Consider the following 19,487-nt stretch of genomic DNA (forward strand, 5'->3'; position numbering starts at 1 on the left):
CTGCCGCAAAATGATAAACTAATCCTGCATACGCTCCAGCGCATAATCTGCTTCCTCCGCAGTCAGTTCGCCCGCTTTTAATTGTCTGAGGAGCTCTTTTACTCTCTCGTTCTTTCCATTGGAATCCGCTGTTGCACGAGTCTGTGCCTCCGCGGAAAACGTTTCTTTTTTACGAATGGTTACATCCTTCAAACCTGCAAGTCTTTCTCCTTGTTCATTAAGCAGCTGAATATCGTAAATAAGCTCGGATTGACCTTTTTGGCCTGTTTTACGCGCATAAGCCCAGCATTCTGCTGAAACCTTTTTCCGAACCGTAATCTCTCCTATTGAAAAAGGAACATAAACAGATGCCTCTTCTCTTCCGTCCGTAATTCCGAACAAAGATTGCAGAGCCCCATCAATTAAAGACGGATGCAATGTATAATGTTCAAGAGCATATGCGGCTTCTTTTGGCAGCAATAAGTGTGCAACCGCTTCCGTTTTTCCGCCCCATAAACGCTGAATCGGCTGAAAAGCGCGCCCATACAGGAACCCGTTTTCCCGAAAATACTCGTAACATTCATCTTGTTCACGGACAAAAGCACTTCTGTTTATCATCTCTTGTCTGTCGATGTTCTCTATATCATCATCACTGTAATGATGATCATAATCTAATTCCCCCGTCACAAATCCAGTCCTTACAGCAGCATCCTCGTCAGGTGACATGTTAAATAATATGCTGCCGTCTTTTACGGAAATGTGAGTGTAAATGGTCAGGCTCTCTTTCAAAAGCATGGCCGGTCTGGCAAATATCACGTTTTTTAAACGAGTGACCTTTTTCTTTCGATATGACCGCGTTCCCGCTGCACATGCCATTTCAAGAAAAGCAGCTGCCGGGAGAATGCTCTTGTTTTTTACGATGTGGTCTTTTAACCAAATCTCTTTTTCTCTTAATGTCGTTTTAAAAAACTGCTGTTCCAGAGTAGATTCATTCGAATCCAGAAGCGGGTGCAGTGAAGACTGCCGCGGCAATATTTCCGGAAATGTTGCACTTTGGTTTCGAGGCACCCAGTAAGACTCCTCAGCAAATGGATATAAAGGAAGCTTGACCTTTTGCGGGGTATATTCTTCATATAACTCTCTCCATTGAATATCAGCCCCGAAAGACCATAATTTTGCAAGAAGATTCAAGTCCTTTGTCTCCATCATCACCTCGAGGAATTTATCTTTCATCTTTTGATCATGAAAGATAAAGACTTTATCAAAATCTTTCGTAACATTCCCTTTGTATACGCCCTCCCCAATTGTTCCTTCAGTACAGAAAGTTCTCAGTTTCTCCTTTAGTTCCGGCAAATCGGAAGCTACAACAGCAAGTCTGTCTTCCATCGGTTCCCTGCATGTCTGCAATGTAAAAGCGATATCAGCTGCCGAGGCCTTTGTCTCCCGCTCTGTGAATTGCAGAAGGCGCCGAGCGTATTCTTTCAGTCTGTCTTCATTTTTGGCAGAGAGAACTGCGGCAAACGGACCGCTTATTGTTTGTGTGTCCGCATGGTTTTGATATTCTTCCACAATGACATGGGCATTTGCTCCGCCCGCTCCGAACGAACTGATTGCTGCTCTCCTGTTGGAGGCGCCTGATTCTTTCCGCCACTCTTCTTCTTTCTGCTGAACGTAAAAAGGCGTCTTTTCAAATCGGATATTTTGGTTCAGCTGTTCCGAGTGAATGGATGGCGCCAATTTCTGATGCTTAAATTGTAAAAGAACTTTTGTAAGGGCTGCTATACCTGCGGCAGACTCCAGATGTCCGATATTAGACTTCACTGAACCTATGGCACAAAATTGTTTATCGTCCGTAAATTTCTCAAACGCTTTTGTCAATCCTGCAATCTCAATCGGATCTCCGAGCGAGGTACCCGTTCCGTGTGCTTCCAAGTAGCTGACGGATCGCGGACTGATGCCCGATTTCTTGAAATTTTCAGCAATCAGCTCAGCTTGTGCATTCGGATTCGGAACCGTAAATCCATTGGTTTTTCCGCCATGATTTACAGATGTTCCTTTAATCACTCCGTATATATGATCCTGATCAGCAATTGCTTTTTCCAAAGGTTTCAAAAGGACGGCTCCTGAACCTTCTCCCGGGACATAGCCGTCTCCGCCCTCTCCGAAACTTCTGCACAATCCTTCGGTGGAAACAAAATTACCTTGACTCAGCCAAAGGTATTTGCTGGGGTGTATGGACACATTAACGCCGCCCGCAAGCGCAATTTCACTTTCCCCTCTTTTAATGCTCTCACATGCCAAGTGAATGGCCGTCAGCGATGATGAACACATCGTATCCAGTGCAATGCTCGGGCCGGAGAGATTAAAAAAGTATGAAACCCTGTTCGCAATAGATGAAAAGAAGGAACTGAGCGCAATCGGATTGCCCCGCGCAGTTTCTTCTGCGCCGAATAATTGATATTGTCCGTACATGGCTCCGACAAACACACCGGCTTTCATACCGTTAAGCTTCTCTTTTGTATATCCTGAATCTTCAAACGTATGCCAGGAGGTTTCGAGAAAAATTCGCTCCTGAGGGTCCATCAGCTCAGCTTCTTTATGAGAAATGTGGAAAAACAGCGGATCGAATTGATCAACACCGCTGATAAAACCGCCCCACTTACTGTTGATTTTCCCCTTCTCCATTCTGTCGGGACTGTAATTCGATCTGAAATCCCAACGTTCCTCGGGGATTTCAATAATACAGTTTTTCCCTCCGGCAATGTTTTCCCAGAACTCCTCAAGAGTATCGGAATTCGGATATCTTCCGCTCACACCGATAATGGCAATATCCTCACCCGGCTGAACCATGCTCGGTGCAGATGCAACCCTCTGCTGCCGGTGCTGTTTTTTACTCAGATTTTCTCTTTTCTTCGGCACTCTTGTTACCGGAGCTGCCCCTGCGGCCTTAAGCACTTTTTCTTTAAAAGATGTTAGGAAGAAGTTTGAAAGCTCTTCAATGTTCTGATATTCAAAAAAGATTGTTTTTGGAAGATCCCCGAAAGTATCTTCAAGCTTTGAAATAAGTGACATGATCATAAGTGAGTTGATTCCGAATTTCTCAAAAGAGTCCTTCGCATTTATTTTATGAGCTTGGATTTTCAAGACACCGCTGATGATCTTGATTAAATAGTCATTGACTTTTTCTTTCGCAGCATATTCCTCTTCTTCATCGTGTTCCGCCGTGAGTGTATCTTGATCTGCTGCAGCTGTATTTCTTTGAATAGAAAGCGCTTTTATCATTTTATCCCGCTTTCCTTCTGCAGGCATTAAGCTGGTAAATGAAGACCGCAGCATTTTTAGAAACGCTTCGAAAACAGAGGAAGTTCGCATTGGAGTCATTCCGTATTTTTCTTTTATTTGGTTGATTCCATTGCTGTCGAGACTCATCCCCCCATCTTTCAATAACGGCCAATTGATTGAAAGGGTTTTTCCGTTTCGGGAGAGCTGGGATCGAAGCACTGCAAAACTGTCCATAAAATGATTTGCGTACGCATAGTCACTTTGGCCGGCATTTCCATAAGCGGAAAAAGAAGAAAAGAGAACAAAAAAATCAAGATCTTCGTCTTTTGTCAGCTCATCCAGCCAGATTGTCCCGTAAACTTTCGGTTTCAGTACGTCCGTAAAATCACTGAGACTTTTATTTACAAGAAATGAGTCACGAAGGATGCCGGCAGCATGAATGATCCCGTTTATGCTGCCGTACCGCTGTTTAACGCCGAAAATGAATCGCTCTGCCTCTGTTCGATCTGTGATGTCCGTCCGCTGATATTCAACAATAGAGCCGCTCTCATTAAGCTTACTGATCCGTTCTTTTTGATCAGCGGTTAAAAAAGAACGGCCTGTAAGTATAATCACGGCTTGGTTTTCTTTAGCGATGTGTTCCGCAAACAGCAGCCCGAGTTTTCCCGCTCCTCCGGTAATGATATATATACCGCCTTTTTGATACGTTACAGATCCGTTATCGTGTTCCGGATTATCAATATGCTGCAGCCCTTTCACATAACGGGTATGTGAGTCTATTAAAATCTCACATTCATCCGTTTGAAAGCGCTGTATTTCACTGATTGCAGCATCCCACATCTCGGAAACCGGAGGATTTTTGTCAGAATCCTCATGGCGAATCTGTATGGTTTTCGCTTGAAGCTTGGAGCTTTCCATGTTTACCGTTTTCATGAACCCTCCGACAGCTTCCTGAAACGGCTGATTCAGACCGCTTGTCCAATAAATATGCAATAATGTAACAGGTTCGTTTCTCCGCATTAAAGCTTTTGATAATAAAAAGAGCGAGTTGATCCCTCTGCGAAGAGTTTCATTAACGGATTCTTCAGTGAATTCTCTGATTTCTTCGTTCCATAAATAAAGCACGACATCAGGTGTAAATCCGTTTACAGCCAAATCAGACAGCAGCATTTCGACATGATTTTCATCAGAAGGATTGATTGTGCATCTATTCCGTTCAATTCTATAATCAGAATCGGGCGTTACGAGAATGACACGGTTATGATCTCCATTCATCATCTCGGCATGCTGAAACAGACGGTTATCCTGATCAAAAATCAGCATATTCCCCGGTGCCTGCTGATTCGGCATATCAATGTTATTTGTCCTTACCCAATCGTTCTTAAAAAAAATGGTTGGGGACGGAGCTTGTGATTCCGGCTCCGCCTTTTTTTCCATTTGTTCTTTTCTGTAAGTGCGAATTAGCTCCAGTCCTGCATCAGGAGACATTTGCTGTTCTTCAATTAAGGAAAGTATTTGTTTGATCTGCACTATTTTCCCTCCAGCAGCTGATAAACTTGGTCAGCAGAAAGTTCACCGTTTTTCAATTGTTCTAATAAGAAGAGAATTTCCTGATCTTCATTTTTACGTCCTGCGGTTAATTCTCCCCCGGTCACTTTTCTGACAGAAAAGTCTTTCATGCTCACGGCTATTTCGCCGCTCTCGTTAATAAAATCAATGTTATACGTATAAAAACCGGTTTCTCTCACCGAGACATGGCATCGGGCAGTAAGCGCCCTCTTAATATGAAGCTCTCTAAGTGAATATGGAACAAATAAGCCGTCTTTCTCATTATCTCTTAACAAAAATGCCGCCGCTTGAAAACCGCCGTCAATTAATGAAGGATGAAGTGTAAAATGTGAAAACCCGTTCGCTAAATGAGCCGGAAGCTCCAATTCTGCCATTAACTCCATATCACCGCGGTATACGGCTTTCAACGTTTGAAAACTGCTATGATATGTCAGGCCCATACGACTGAAGCGGTGATAACACTCTTCCCGGCTTATGACAGCCTTACTGCTGCGTTTGAACTTATCAATATCGACATACTCAGCATTTCTGTTTATGTCTCCGAATACTGTTTCACTTTGTGTGCAGATTTGCTGCACGCCATCCGGACCCTCTTTACATATCGTTACGTTCAACTTATCTTGTTTCATTTCCAAGTCGGTATAAATGTGCAGCGTTTTTCCTTTATATAATATAGGTCTGTTCCACATCACGTCTTTTATTTTATATACTTTACTTTCTCCGCTTATTTCCGCACAAACAAGAGCCATTTCAAGCGAAGCGGCTCCCGGCAGCACATAGTCTCCTGAAACAAGATGATCAGTGACGAAAAATTCAGTTCCGGAAATAACAGTTTTAAATGCTTGTTTCTTTAATGTTGAGACATTCTCGCTGATTAATGGGTGAAGACTTTTGCTATTAACCTTAACCTCACTTTTGTTCTTTTTCGGGGTGAACCAATAACTCTCTTTTGCAAACGGATAAGTTGGCAGCGGCACTCTATTCAATTTCTTATTGCCGATTGTCTTCCATTCAAACTCGGCTCCATTGGCCCACCATTGTGCGAGCAGCTCCTCTTTTCCGCTTTGAAGAGCCTCCTCAATCATATATTCAGAAACAGCTGTGGGCTCTTCAGTGTTTTCGCTTATAAATACGCCTTTTTGCACCTTGCTGTCATCAAGAAAGCTGACGTATTTATCTCTCAGCTCAGTCAGACTCGCTGCACATACGGCAATTCTTTCGTTCATTGCTTCCCGGCCGTTTTGCAATGTAAATTCCATGTCACTGGCATTAACGGTCATGTCACCGGCAATCACGCGATCCAAGTACTGAAGCATAAGCCGGATATACTCAAGTAATTGATCTTTGGTTTTCGCAGATAAAACAAAAATATGTGTGTTACCGTTGTTTTCCGGCATTTCTTTTTGAGGTTCCCTATATTCCTCTAAAACAATATGCGCGTTCACACCGCCGAATCCGAATGAGCTGACACCCGCTCTCCTCGGCAGATCGTTGTTCTCTTTATCTTTTATCGGATTCCACTTTTGAGCGGTTTCTGTGATATAAAATGGCGTATTTTCCAGTTTGATGTATGGATTGAGTTGTGAAAAATGGGCGAGTCCCGGAAGTTTGCGATATTTAAAAGCCAGTAACACTTTCATCACTCCGGCTATTCCGGCAGCGGTTTCGAGATGGCCGATGTTTGTTTTCACAGACCCGATTCCGCAGCATTTCTGTTTCGCAAAAGGAATGTCCCATTCTTGATATAACGTTTTAAATGCCTTTATGATGCTGTTTACTTCAATCGGATCGCCAAGACTTGTCCCTGTGCCATGCGCTTCTATATATCCCGCAGTGGCAGGGCTGACTCCCGCCTTCCGCCAAGCTTCGGTTAATAAGTCCGCCTGTGCGTTCGGATTCGGAGCTGTCAAAGAATTGGCGCGGCCGCCGTGATTTACAGCTGACCCTTTAATCAAACCATATATATGATCACCGTCTGCCTGTGCTTTGCTGAGCGGCTTAAGCAATACTGCAGCCGCCCCTTCACTCCTTACATAGCCGTCAGCGCTTTTATCGAACGTTTTGCACTTTCCGTCTTTGGAAAGCATACCTGCTTTATCAAAAGCTATAAACAGAGTAGGGCTTGTCATAATATGCACTCCGCCTGCAATCGCCATTTCAAAATCGCCTCTTTGAATCCCCTCAGCCGCACGATGGAGTGCAACTAACGAACTTGAACAGGCAGTGTCAATCGGTTCGCTCGGACCCGTCAGGTTCAGCTGGTAAGAAATACGATTTGCCAATATACAATGATTTAAACCGGTTGCGGTCTGCGCCTGAACAGAGACACCATTTTCATTCAGACGTTCAGCATAATCCGTTGTGGCGACCCCTGCAAACACCGCGGTTTTCGTCCCTGCCAAATCAGATGGCTTATAGCCCGCATCTTCTATTGTTTTCCATACAGTCTCCATAAAAATTCTTTGCTGGGGATCCATTAATTCTGCTTCGGCGGGAGAAATCCCGAAAAACAACGGATCAAAACTGTCCGCGCCTTTGATAAATCCGCCTTTTTTTATTTTTGTTCTATTGACGTCCCTGATCGGATCGCCGTCAAACTCTTTCCAGTTCCAACGGTCTTCAGGAATGTCTGTAATCATATCCCGCCCTTTTTCAATTCCTTCCCAAAAGTCTTCCAGCGTATCTGTTTGGGGGAAACGGCCGCTTATTCCCACTATTGCAACCGGCTCATTCATATGTCTTTCCTCTTGCCTGGTTTTGTTTTCAGGCTCAGGGGAATGTTCATAAGATTCCGGCGGAGGCGTGCTGTACAATGTTTTTTCGTCAGCTGCAGAAAAAGATTCTGTCTCAGCAAAAAGGATTTCTCCGTATTGCTCGATTACATAATCAGTCATTTCAGCCAGTGAATTGCATTCAAAGAAAATGGACGGCAATAATTCCGTACCATATTGTTGATTGATTTCATTTCCGAGTCTGGTAAACGTAATAGAATCAAATCCGTACTCGCCGAATGAAGTCTCTTCTTCTATTTCCTTTCTGTCAATCTTCAAAATACTTGACATCATCTTTGCGATGCCCTCAATCAGATTTTCTCTCCGGTCTTTCGCCGCAGATTCATCTGAAGAAAAAGAACCGCAGAGATGAAGCTCCTCGGAATACTCACTCTTTAAAAACTCAAGAAGTTCATTAAAATCAGTAAGACCGAAAAAATCTGACGGCATCATTGATATTCCTAAAGTTTCGTTTAATTCGTTGCCCAGCATTGTAAACATAATTGAATCAAATCCGTATTCACTTATCGGCAGTTCAAAATCAAATTCCCGTTCTTCAATTTTTAATACGCCGGTGATGATGCGTGTCAAAGTGCTTTTTAAAGATTCAGTTATTGACAGCTCTTTCGGTTCGTGATTTTCGTCGGCGATTGCCGGATCACTTTTTCCGCTGTCAATCGTTATCATTCGTTCCAGCTTTAATTCATTACCGCTAAATACCATTATTTGATGTTCACACCCTGTCATTGCTTGATCAAATGCTGCAAGGCCTTCCCGTTTTACCAGAGGCAGCATTCCGAAACGGTCATAAAGGAACTTCTCTGAATGAATATCAATTTGCATACCGCCTTCTTTCCATAAAGGCCAATTAATCGAGACTGTTTTTCCAGGTTTATTTTCCGCCGCTCTCATTTCCGCAAAATAATCCATAAACCGGTTTGCATAAGCATAATCAGTTTGTCCGGCATTCCCGATTATTGCGCTGATAGATGAAAACATAACAAAAAAGTCCAGAGGTTCTCTGTCTGTATACCGGTCAAGCCATATTGTTCCGTAAACCTTGCTGGCCAAAACTGAATCGAGATCCTCTTCACGCTTATTGATGAGTAATGAATCTTTTATCACACCGGCGCTGTGAATAATTCCTTTAACAGGACCTAATTTGTTTTTGACGAGTTTTATCAGGTTATTGACATTTTCCTTATCAGAAATATCGGTTCTTACATAAAAAACCTCTGATCCGTTTTTTTCGAGCTCTTTTACATTGCTTACGGCTTCCTCAGAAAGCTCTGACCTGCCGATAAGGACAAGTTTTATTCTCCCTTTTCGCACAAGATGTCTGGCGAAAATCAGTCCCAGACCGCCTGTTCCTCCTGTAATGAGGTAAACTCCCCCTTCTTTTACTTCCATCTTTTCGGGGGGCTCGGCACTTTCAATTTCTGCAGAGTGCTTTACCTGCCTGATTCCATCTCTGTATCTGATTTCTGAAGTATCATCGCTGATGATTGTTTCTTTCACAAGGTTTTTTAATTCAGGCAGACCGGTGTTCAGCTGTAACTGAATTTCGTCGCTGTGTATTTCAATATTTTTACCGGACAACATAGGATGTTCTAAATGAAGCGACCTAAAAAAGCCGCTGATTGCCATTTGATAAGGTAAGATTTGATTTTCCCTTGTGAAAAATACATGTGATATCAGGATTTTATGTCTTGGGATTGTTGCTAACAGAGCTTTCGTTACATTGAAAACCGGCAAAACAGCCTCTTCCAGCTTTTCACGAATGTTCTGCTCAATTCCCGTTTCAGGGCTCATCCCGATTAAAATGACGCGGTCAATTGTCACTTGTCTTTCTTTAAGAATCGCCAGCAATTTCTTATAGCCGTCAAGTTTGACGCTGTTCAATTCAAAGGAATCAGCTTCTTTTTCTTGAAAACTGCCGCCATGGCGGACAAAGATCATGTTCAGGCCGATATCTTTATATGCCTGGCGGATCAGCGGTTCTGATATATCCCGACGGAGTGAAATCACAAGGCAGCTGTTTAAACCGCTGGCTTCAGGCTGATGAAGCATAGGGGCCCGCTTCCACATATCTGTGTAATACTTAACTGAATGCCGCTCATCCTGAGTCTGCGGTGCAGCCCTTAATGCCTTCAACGCTAAGTTTTTTATTTTAAGACTTACAGATCCGTTTTCATCCATAAATAGTATATGAAACCTTTTGACATCATCATGTTGTCTTTCATCGGCAGCTGTAATATAAGCAAAGCCGTTTGCCGAAGGTGCGTGAAGAATCTCCAGCTCACCTAATTCAAAAGGCAAATATGCGATGTGATCGTCTTGCTGACTGGACGTAAACCCTGTTGTGGATTGAAAAATGCCATCCAATAAACACGGTTCCAGCAGCGTGCCGGATTTTTTATGAATGCTCTCAGGAAGTGATATTCGTGCAAGAACAGCATTTTCATGGATAAACAGCTGTTTTATTACCTGAAAACTGGTTCCATAGTCCAAACCGCTCTGCCGGAAATCCCTGTAACATTCAGCGCCGCTGATTAATCTTTTCTGTCCGGTTAACCAGCTGTCCAATTGAAAACGCTCTGTATGAGAGGCATCTTGATCTCCGCATGTGGTAATGTTTCCTTGGCAGTGAACTGCCGCTTCAGGTTGCATATCGGTTTTCACCACAAATCTGCCGTCTTTTTGATTCGGCAGCAGATCTATCATTATCGTCTTTTCTTTTTCAACGGTTATCGGAACCGCCCATACAACCTGACTCAGTTTTATGACTGATTTTCCGTACAGCCTCTCTCCCGCTTCTCTGGCCGCTTCGATGATTGCCGCTCCGGGCAGAACCGTTTTCCCATGCACAACATGGTCTTTTACATAATATTCAGAATCAGAAAGCGTTTTATAAAATCGGCACTCACCTGCTGAAAAATCAAATAAAGGAGCTGTACCGGCTGCTGATGTTGTTTGCGCCTTATTTGACACCCACAGTCTGTTTTTTAAGAAAGGGTAAGTCGGCAGGGCAATTTTTCTCGGTTTTCTGCCGGTGCGGAAATCTTCCCAGCTTAAATTGCCTCCTGATACCCAAAATTCAGCCATTTCGGTTAATGTGGTGCCGCCGGATTTGAGCGGAAGATCCGATTGCTGCTGTCTGCGTTTATGATTCGGTTTTTTCCCTCTAAATATTTCGTGATCGTCAATTCCATTATAAAAGTGATTTAATTTCAACATCAGATCATCGATATTATTTGAAATGACAGCAAGCCTTTCCGGCATGGCTTCACGCCCTTCAAGAAGGGTATACGCAATATCAGAAAGGTGAAGCGGCTTGTTTGTTCCCGCTTGCTGTAAAAACTCGCCCTGCTTATGACGGGCCTTTTGAAGATATTCCTCCAGCTGTTTTGCTGATTCCCGTAAACTCAGTGAATGCTTGGCTGAGAGTACGATAAGTTCCTCACTTTCCTCACGCCTCGTATGACAGTCAGCAGCAGACTCATACTCTTCCACAAGGATATGAGCATTTGCCCCGCCCGCTCCGAAAGAACTTAATCCCGCACGCCGCGGATATTTGCTGTCAGAATGTTTTTCATTCGCGGGTTTTATCCAGTCGGCGGTTTCCTGCTGGAGGCAAAAAGGTGTCTCTTCCAGATAAAGATCCGGATGCACCCGTTCAGCATGCAGTGTTGCGGCTATTTTTTTATACTTCATTTGTAAGATAATCTTTGTCAGGCCGGCAATACCCGCGGCCGCTTCCAGGTGGCCGATGTTAGATTTAATCGATCCGAGAGAGCAATATGAAACATCTTCGGTATAAGCTCTAAACGCCTTGGTCAGGCCTCGAACTTCAATCGGGTCACCCAGCGGCGTTCCCGTGCCGTGGGCTTCAATAAAGCTGACACTTCTGGCGCTCCAACCGGCCGCTTTAAGAGCTCCTTGAATTAAATCCGCCTGTGCGGCAGGATTAGGCACCGTATAGCCATTTGTCTTTCCGCCATGATTAATTGCCGTTCCTTTAATGACGGCGTACACAGTATCATTATCACGTATGGCATCTTTAAGCGGTTTAAGAATAACGGCCCCTACACCTTCCCCGGGCACGAAACCGTCGCCGCCTTCTCCAAAACTTCTGCATTTTCCCGATTTTGAAAGCATTCCCATCTGACATCGGTATAAATAGTCAGAAGGATGAAGATACAAATTTACTCCTCCCGCAACCGCAACCGAGCACTCACCCTTTGTTAAACTTTGGCAAGCCATGTGAATTGCCGTTAAGGATGAAGAACAAGCCGTATCTACAGGGACACTGGGACCTGTAAAGTCAAATGTGTAAGACACTCTGTTCGCGAGAGACCATGGGAACGAATTTGGAAGTACATCGTTTTTGTCAGTCGGTATTCTTTCGCCGAGCAGCTTGTAAGAATTGGTCGTCACTCCCGCAAATACACCGACATGTTTTTCGGTCTGCTTTCTCAACCCTTCAATGGTATATCCCGAATCTTCAAATGCTTTCCACACGGTTTCGAGAAATATTCGTTCTTGTGGATCCATCGCTTCTGCTTCTCTCGGCGATATTTGGAAAAACAAAGAATCAAATGATTCAGCATTCTTTAAAAATCCGCCCCATTTGCAATAAATTTTCCCCTCATGCGCTTTAGCGGGGTCTGGATCATAGTAGGTCTCATAATTCCATCGTTCTTTCGGAATTTCTGTGATTGCGGTTCTCTCTTTTGATAGAAGCTCCCACAATTCTTCGATATTTTCAGCCCCGGGATAACGGCCGCTGATACCGATTACCGCTATCCCGTCAAGATGTTCTTTTTCCTCCGCCGCAGGTGCAGTGATGTTTTGTTCCGGTCTGGCGGGGGTAATGCTCTGAATCTGTTTTCCTTTTTCCTCCCGTGAAAATAAACGCCCCAGCCGATCCGGATATTCCTTTACAAGATGATCTGCTAAATCTCTGATTGTATGAAATTCAAATAAAAGCGTTTTCGAAATTGCTCCCAGTGACTGCTCCAGCTTTGTGTTGCATTGATGAATCATAACCGAATCCATTCCATATTCAGCCAGATGCACATCTTGATCGATCTCTTCCCGTTCTGCACCGACCTCAGAGGAGATGATATTGGTTAAAAACAAAACTGTCTGATCCAAAATATCGCCTTGAGCCAAAGGAATGGCACTGCCTGTCTCTGTTTCGTCCGTCAAAAATCTCTGCCGCATAAATTGTTCAAAGCGCTCATGATCACCGCAGACTGCAATATTATGCAGCTGACCCGAAGTTACAATCCGCGAAAACCATTCCGTTCCGTCTTCAGCAGGAAGTTCTTCGAGCCCGGAACCATGAAAAAGAGACGTCCGCCCTTGACCTGACAGGTTCGCCCCCATTCCGATGTCTTGCCATAAAGGCCAATTGATTGTCAGCGTGCGGCCGCTGCGCAGAGAATTTTGCCGTTTCTGTTCCCGATATTCGGCAAAATGATCTAAAAAGCCGTTTGCATATGCATAATCACATTGGCCTTCGTTCCCTGCAATAGAGACGACTGAAGAAAAAACGGCGAAAAAATCCAATTCCAGCGACTTCGTTGCATGATCAAGATTCAATGCACCATGAACTTTCGGAGCAATCACCTCTGAAAGTTCATGCTTTGTTTTTCGAAAAAACAGCGAGTCTCTGATAACTCCTGCACAATGAATGACGCCATGAAGACCTGCATGCTGATCGGTAATACCGTCAATCATTTTTTTTACCGCTTCTTTATCGGATATATTCGCCTGTATATAATAAACCTTTGCTTTAAAGCTGTTCAGGTATTCTAAATGTTTCTGCTTATCTCCGTTTAAAGCAGATCGCCCCGATAGAATAATGGTGGATCTTTCAGTTTTCGCGCAATATTCAGCGACTTTACTGCCAATCCCCCCGAATCCCCCTGTAATTAAATACACTTTATCTTTTTCAGGGTATTGAATGGTCTTTCTGTTTGTTTCTCTCTGCTTCACTAACATCCGTGCATATCTTACGCAGCCTCTGTAAGTGATATGAATATGCCGATCAGGCGCTGTGTTTATTTCTTTATGAAGAATGTCAGCCCTTTCTGAAAATGAAACAGATGCCGAATCATGTTCAAAGCAAACCGTCTTACAATGCAGCTGCGGATATTCTTGTTTTACCGATTTTAAAAAACCGTTCACACCTTCAAAATACGGCAATTTTTCTTTTTGATCTGCGCTGAATGTATAAATGAACGTTACTTTGTTTATAAGGTTCTCGCTGATTAAAGCCTTAGTCAGATAAAACACGGAATAAATTCCTGATTCGAGTGTTTCTTCCAGTTCAGGCCGTTTTTCAGACCACGTATGCAAAATTGCATCAGGCGCTGCGCCTTTTTCTTTTAACAGACGAATGACACTTTGATAATCATCGGGACGCTGCCTGTTGATCGTGAAAACACTGTCGCTTATCTGCTCTAAACGGTCACCGGGCATAATAAGATATGCGGACGTATTCTCTCTTTTTTTCAGCTCTTCAAAATAGTCTTTGTTACTTGAGAACAACAAAATAGTACAGGCTTTGCCGCTGCCCGCCTCATTCTCAAGTGCGGTTTCTTTCCATACCGGCGTATAAAGTGCCTGATTCTTCTTTTCTGAAAAAGCCGCGTCTGATTTTACCGGCTGAGGGTTTAAAGAAAATTGAGAGCGCTCAAACGGATAAGGCGGAAGCGGTGCTTTTCTTTTATGATAATCACCTAGTTTCGCCCATTCAATCTCTTCTCCTGAAAGCCACATTTGCATAAATGAATGATATAGAGCCTCATCGGCTGGTTTGTCCGCTTCAAAAGCAGCCGCTTTGTTTAGTTTTGCTGATGGAGGGAGCGATCCGAATTTAAAAACTGAAAAATCAGAAATATTCACATCCGGCTCCGTTCCCTTTTCTTCCGTGTGAAGCGGCATATGGTCAGCTATCTCCTGAGACACGGCATCCATTTGATTGTATTCTGTCATCAACGGAAAACGAGTTTTATCATAAAAACCTGCCGGCTGCTCATTAATACAAGCAACAGCCTGTTTAATTCCGTCTTGCTTTTTCAATAACATGCTCAGAAAAAGTTCTTTAGACAAGATTCCTTCATCCAGTAAATTTAATATTTCCAGAACATAATCATTATTAAAGAATCCATCATAATCTGTTAAATCCCATCTCTTATACAGTCTTCTCATAGAGGCAAGGATAGCCATGATCGCCGCTTCCTCATCAGCCGGCAATGCGTTTCTTTTATCCGCCGTGCGATTCACAATATAAGATAAAATCTCGATTTCCTGAGTCTTTCCCGCTTTATCCCACTCTTCTAAAAACCCTTTAAACGTATATTGGTGCTCAAGAAGCAGCCGTGTTTTCCCGTACAGGCGGTCTGCAAAATCAGCCTGGAAGCTCAGACCGTTCAGCAGCATCCTTACATAATCTTCGTTTAATCGAACCGGCGGGTACGTTTTTGAAGTGTACGGATTGACAAATGGAATGGACGGCGGCTTACAGGATATGCGCGAAGGTTTTTCAGCGCCTGTGATTACAGAAATGGCCTTTTCAATTTTGATGATATCCGCTGCTGCAAGAGCGACGTAATATCCGTCTCCGGCGCCTGTAATGAGGCTTGGCTTAAAACCGGATGCCAGGATACTTTTTATGATTTCCGTATTGATAACTAAAGAATACAAGCGGATTTTCTCAGGTGTCCATTTTCTTTTAAATGAACTGTGCAATGTTGGTATACCCTTCAGCACCGGCCTTACGTTCTTTTCTAAATCAGGGAACACCCGTTTCAAAACGGCAAATTGTTTATAACTTTCCCATTTGAAGTCACCGACGGCAAGCGCCCATTCAGAATCTTGTTTCCTCCGAAAACTCAATCCCTCTTTAAGCTGATTTTTAAATTCCTCCTTGCTGCCTGCCAATAAACCAGCCCTGTAATCAAACGATGTCCTTGTTAAAAGGGTGCTGCTGATCACTTCATTTGATATTTTGCAAAATTCCTCTGAATCGTCAGCAAAGGTTCTCCAATGATGTATCATTTGTTTCATGCTTTCTTCACTTTTAGCGGAAAAAAGGAAGGGTATCCTTCCTTTTCTGTCAGATTCGTCTTTTGTATGTATAAATTCTTCAATGATGACGTGAGAGTTGACACCCCCAAAACCGAAGGAGCTGATTCCCGCCCTGAGCGGAGCCCCGTCTGCCGCCTTCCAATCACTTGAATCAAGCGCCGGCCTAAACGGTGTTTTTTCAAACTGTATAATTGGGTTTACCGTATGTACATTCAGGCTTTTCGGCACCCTCCGGTGTTTCATCATCATTAGAACTTTTATCAATCCGGCCATTCCCGCCGCTGCTTCTGTATGACCGATATTTGTTTTCACACTTCCGATCCTGCAATATTGAGTATCCTCAGTATATTGCCGATACGCTTTTGTCAATGCTTCTATTTCTATCGGATCGCCCAGAGATGTACCTGTGCCATGTGCTTCTACATAAGAAACCGTCGCAGCATCGACAGCAGCGTTGTGTAAAGCTTCTGAGATGACCCGGCACTGCGCTTCTGCTCTGGGAGCGGTTATGGAACGGGTTTTACCGCCATGATTAACAGCTGTCCCTTTTATGATCCCGTATATATGGTGACCGGCTTTTACTGCATCACCAAGGCGCTGCAGCAATACAACGCCTGCCCCTTCTCCGGGAACGTACCCGTTCGCTGCTGCGTCAAAGGTTTTACATTTGCCGTCAGGACTCAGCATTCTGGCTTTAGAAAAAGAAATATATTTTCCGGGTTGGAAATTCAAGTTTACTCCCGATGCGATTGCATAATCGCTTTCTTTTGTCCGCAATGACTTAACCGCTTCATGTAAAGCAACAAGCGATGATGCACAAGCGGCATTTACAGACATGCTTTTTCCGGTCAAACCGAATGTGTATGAAAGCCGGTTGGAAAGCATAGCTTCGAAACTTCCTAAACAGGCATAACTGTCGATTTCCGATTCAGCATGACCTGTCTGCCGGTAGTCAGAATTCATAATACCCGCAAAAACAGAAGTGGTTTTACGCTGGAGATCCTGCAAAGAAACCCCGGAATCTTCGATGCACCGCCAAGTTTCTTCTAAAAGGATTCTTTGCTCAGGATCCATGTTTTTCGCTTCCCGGGGAGAGATATTAAAAAACTTATGGTCGAAATGGTCAGCTTTATGAATAAAACCTCCCCACTTGCTGATTGTTTTGTTCGGTATACTGATATCAGCTGAATAATAAAGATCGGGATCCCACCGTTCAATCGGCACTTCCCGGATGGAATCTTTGCCGCTATTTATGTTTTCCCAGAATTCATGATAATGATCTGCATCGGGGAATCTGCAAGCAACCCCGATTATCGCGATATCCGCACTCTGTTTATTCAAATGAACCATTGGCCTCCACCCGCTCCTTCTTTAGTGTAGAAATAACGTATCCAATCTGCGCCTTAGCAGACTTTCGGTCTCATTCATCAATTTTTCACCAATGTCATCGACATGTCTGTTTCTCCATGATTCCAAACCCGTGCCCTTTACCCAATGATTAAAAGCGCCTAAAGACGGGCCGCAATGAACTTGGAAATTCACCTTTTGTTCTTCCTGCCCTGCCAAAGCAAGCAGACATCCTCTCTGCAAATACCACTTAAATAATAACAGCATCTTATATTTTTGATTGCGCTCAGCTTTTTGGGCCAGGTTCGGCTGTTTTTCTATTATGCTTTCGTAGATTTCATCAAAAGTCTTGTTAAAATAATCATTTTCGAGCTGAATCTTTGTCTTTTCATCTATCTCACTCAAAGACTCATATTGTTGGTAGATTTGAAATAATTTATTTGCCCTGACCGGAAACAGCGTGCCCTTTTTCAGCACCTGAACCTTTGTTCCGAACTCAAACAGAGTCTCCGAAGGCGCATAAGCAGTATCGCATATTCCTGTCTCACTCAGCATTTCTTTAACAAAACCGCTTGTTTCGGCTTCAACTGTACATTGATTAATGGATCCCGTCATAATAAAATCAGCGCCCATTAAAAAAGCAGAAGCGGCAGACTCGGGAGTCCCGATTCCTCCCGCAGCCCCGATTCTTATCTTCCTTGCGTATTTGTGTGTTTCCATCATTTCATCCCGCAGCTTAACAAAAAACGGCAGCATCGCTGTCAATGAGCCCTGTTCGGTATTACTTCCGCAATCTGCTTCAATAATGATATCGTCTGCTGCCGGAATACGGCTGAGCCATTCCGCCTGCTCTTCCGTCAGCATACCATGCTGACACATCCTCTTTACGATACTTTGAGGAGGCGGACTCAGAAATGCGGCCGCAACTTCCGGCCGTGAAACTTTGGCAATGATCCGATTATGAGGTATGACCCTGCCGCTTTTGTCTATCTTCAACTGATGCGCTTTGTAATAAATTAATGGTGCGCTGACGGAAAAATACGAAGACGCTTCTATTACTCGTACGTCATGCTTGATATATAAATCTATCAATTCCTTTTCTCTATCTTGATGATCCGGCTCAAATCGCAGATTCATTCCGTAGGGCTGGCCATTTTTGAGTGTCTTCTTAATAGAAATAAGGGCCTGTTCAATTTCCCTTATAGGTAAACCCGCTGTGCCAAAGAACCCCAGCATTCCTTTCTTCCCGAGGCGGATCAGCATTTCAGCGGAAGAGATCCCTCTATGCATCCCACCTGCCAAATACGCGTATGTCAAACCGTAATCTTCTTTGAAAGATTGATCACCCAATCGGGACACCGGTGAAGCTGCACCGCTCTCTATATTTTCGGCCAAGAGGCTATGCTCTTTCCCGCTTTCCGAATTGTCCTTGTTCCCTTCAGAAAAAAAGAGACTGTCTTCCGGCGCACTAATATTAAGCGGTTCCTCATCTCTTTGTATGGTTTGAATTAATTTAGTCAGAATGTTTCCAGGACCGATCTCTTCAAACAGAGTGACGCCTTGTCCCATTAAGTACCTGATGCTTTCAGTCCATTTTACCGAGTTTGTTATTTGTTCAATTAAATTCCGTTTGATATCTTCTTGTTTATAAGGTCTTGCCGTATAGTTAGAGATGACTGGGAAATTCAATTCTGAAAAATGAACCCCCTCGATAAATTCCGCAAATTCACGCTTTGCACTTTCCATGAAACGAGAATGAAAAGCTCCGCCGACTTGCAATACGATATAAGCTTTCGCCCCTTCTTTTTCAAAAAAAGAGGCTGCCCGCTTTATCTCTTCTGCAGCTCCTGCTATCACAATTTGTGAAGATGTATTGTAATTGGCGATATCTATTTGGCCGAATTCATACTTTTGAAGTATTTTTTTTATGTGGTGCTCATCCAGTCCGATCACGGCAGCCATTCCGCCCTCGGGAGCCTCACTCATTAACTCGCCTCTTTTAGCAACCAGCCGGAGACCTGTTTCAAAATTAAAAACGCCGGCCGCAAAAAGCGCAGTATATTCACCCAGACTATGTCCTGCAACAGCATCAGGGCGTGTATGACCTTCTTTTAAACCCTTTAAATATTGCAGTGCGCTCACTGTATAAATTGCAGGTTGTGTATACTTCGTATCAGTCAGCCTCTCTTTTTCATCTGAAAGGCATAAATCCTTTATGGAGTATCCTAAAATATGATCTGCCTTTTTAATGAGCTCACTGAATTCATCGAATAAGTCTCTGCCCATTCCTTTAAACTGCGCTCCCTGTCCGGGAAAGACGTAAGCAAGCATTTGTTTTCCTCCTGTTCCGTATTTCTGCCGTTTCTTTTCGTTCCGATTTTGATTAACGTTTTTCACTTCAATTTTAAAATTGTCGTTTACTCTCAGCACCCTTACTTA

The 19,487-nt window shown here is 43.6% G+C and carries 3 protein-coding genes; all 3 read right to left on the reverse strand.

Translation table 11 applies throughout. The annotated features are described in order from the left end of the window. Window positions 1-18: 18 nt before the first annotated feature. From ABK447_RS13265 to fabD, 3 genes are read right to left on the reverse strand one after another with little or no spacing between them, the layout of a single operon-like run. The gene (locus ABK447_RS13265) at window positions 19-4,791 is read right to left on the reverse strand and encodes a type I polyketide synthase (protein ID WP_349909083.1); all 4,773 of its coding nucleotides are present in this window, start codon (window positions 4,789-4,791) and stop codon (window positions 19-21) included. Further along, window positions 4,791-17,051, reverse strand: coding sequence for an SDR family NAD(P)-dependent oxidoreductase (locus tag ABK447_RS13270; RefSeq protein WP_349909084.1), 12,261 nt, complete (start codon window positions 17,049-17,051; stop codon window positions 4,791-4,793). The genes ABK447_RS13265 and ABK447_RS13270 overlap by 1 nt, the downstream gene beginning before the upstream one ends. Before the next feature lie 21 nt (window positions 17,052-17,072). Continuing rightward, window positions 17,073-19,379, reverse strand: a complete 2,307-nt coding sequence (gene fabD, locus ABK447_RS13275; protein WP_039063012.1) for an ACP S-malonyltransferase — start codon at window positions 19,377-19,379, stop codon at window positions 17,073-17,075. Window positions 19,380-19,487 lie beyond the last annotated feature (108 nt).

The organism is Bacillus sp. hwrm1 (assembly GCF_040207805.1).
Taxonomy (GTDB): domain Bacteria; phylum Bacillota; class Bacilli; order Bacillales; family Bacillaceae; genus Bacillus; species Bacillus velezensis.

Excerpts from the sequence above, each read along its gene's own strand:
- ABK447_RS13270 (WP_349909084.1), bottom strand. The coding sequence starts at position 17,051 with ATGGTTCATTTGAATAAACAGAGTGCGGATATCGCGATAATCGGGGTT.
- fabD (WP_039063012.1), bottom strand. The coding sequence starts at position 19,379 with ATGCTTGCTTACGTCTTTCCCGGACAGGGAGCGCAGTTTAAAGGAATG.